Here is a 1,444-nt window from a genome sequence, read left to right as displayed (position 1 = left end):
TGAACTGCCCCCCGAATGTTGGACAGGGACGCTATTGATTCAGCGTCTGGATACGAAATTGTACCGGACTCAAGCCATTCAGTCTGAGGCTTATGCGGTCTTGGTTGTAGTAGGCAATGTAATCCTCTATGCCTGATGCCAGCTGCTCCACACTCTCAAATGATTCCAGATAGAAAAACTCGCTCTTGAGTGTGCCGAAAAAGCTTTCCATGGCGGCATTGTCCAAGCAATTACCCTTGCGCGACATGCTCTGCTCGATGCTCTTTTCGGCCAGCATATGTCGGTAGGTAGGCTGCCTGTACTGCCAACCCTGGTCAGAGTGCAGTATTGGTTTTTCATCTCGACTCAGTCGCCCGAAGGCTTTTTCCAGCATCATCGAGACCATCCTGAATTCGGGACGTCGGTTGATCTGGTAGGCCAGGATCTCGCCGTTGTACAAATCCATGAGAGGCGAGAGAAACAGCTTTTGCCCCTTCACCTTGAACTCCGTCACGTCGGTTACCCATTTCTGGTTAGGGGCTTCTGCCTTAAATTCGCGCTTTAGTAGATCAGGCGCAACAAGCCCTTCAGCACCTCGGTAAGAGCGATATTTCTTCACTTTGACCAGCGACTTGAGGCCCATTATCTGCATCAGCCGATGCACCTTTTTGTGATTGATCAACTCACCACTGTTTCCAAGGGTCGCAGTGATACGGCGGTAGCCGTAACGCCCCTTATTCCCGTGAAAGACGCTGCGGATGCGATCTTTAAGGTCGGCATGCTTGTCGGTTAGCAGTGTTTTGCTTTGGTAATAGAAGGTGCTGCGTGCAAGTCCCGCTGCACGTAGCAACAGAGCAAGTGGATGCTCATGCCTCAATCCTTGGACGGCCTGCGTTTTTTTGGCTGCGCAGTACGGGGATCCGCTTGGATTAAGGCATCGAGCTTTTTTAAATAGGCATTCTCCGCGCGCAGATAGGCCAGTTCTGCGAGCATTTGTTCAGGGGTCAGCTCTGCGTCCGCAGGAAGAGCAGGACTTGCTTTGGGTTGTCTGGAAGGTTTGCGGGGCATGCTGGACTCTTGAAGACGATGCGGTTGTAGCGCTTCTACGCCGCCCTCATCGTACAGCTTTTGCCACTGCCTGATACTGCTTGGGCCACGGATATCAAACTGTATACAGGCCTGTTGGGCCGACAGTCCGTCTTGTTCGATGCACTGCAAAACCTTCAATTTAAACTGGGCATCGTAATGGCTGTACTTAGCAATCAAGCCAGAGGAACCGTGCTTTTCAAAACCCTTGATCCAGCGCCGCAGTAGCGATGGACTCAAGCCATGCCTGAGGGCCACCTCATGAACGCTACTGGCAGACAGACACTCTTCAATCAGTGATTGCTTGAGCGCTAGGTTGTATTTCGTCATGGAACACCCTCCCGAGGGGTCAGGTGTCCAACATTCGGGGGGCAGTTCA

Annotated in this window: 1 protein-coding gene; it reads right to left on the bottom strand. The window is 52.1% G+C overall.

The window, feature by feature from the left end; genetic code table 11:
- Window positions 1-31 precede the first annotated feature (31 nt).
- A protein-coding gene (locus JFT44_RS28500) for an IS3 family transposase (protein WP_090412738.1) occupies window positions 32-1,395 on the bottom strand; the annotation gives its coding sequence in 2 pieces (ribosomal slippage) (window positions 32-930 and window positions 930-1,395; 1,365 coding nt in all).
- Window positions 1,396-1,444 lie beyond the last annotated feature (49 nt).

The sequence above is a fragment of the Pseudomonas sp. MF5691 genome (assembly GCF_016405645.1).
In the GTDB taxonomy this organism is placed as follows: domain Bacteria; phylum Pseudomonadota; class Gammaproteobacteria; order Pseudomonadales; family Pseudomonadaceae; genus Aquipseudomonas; species Aquipseudomonas shahriarae.
This window is presented reverse-complemented; position numbering and strand designations above follow the sequence as displayed.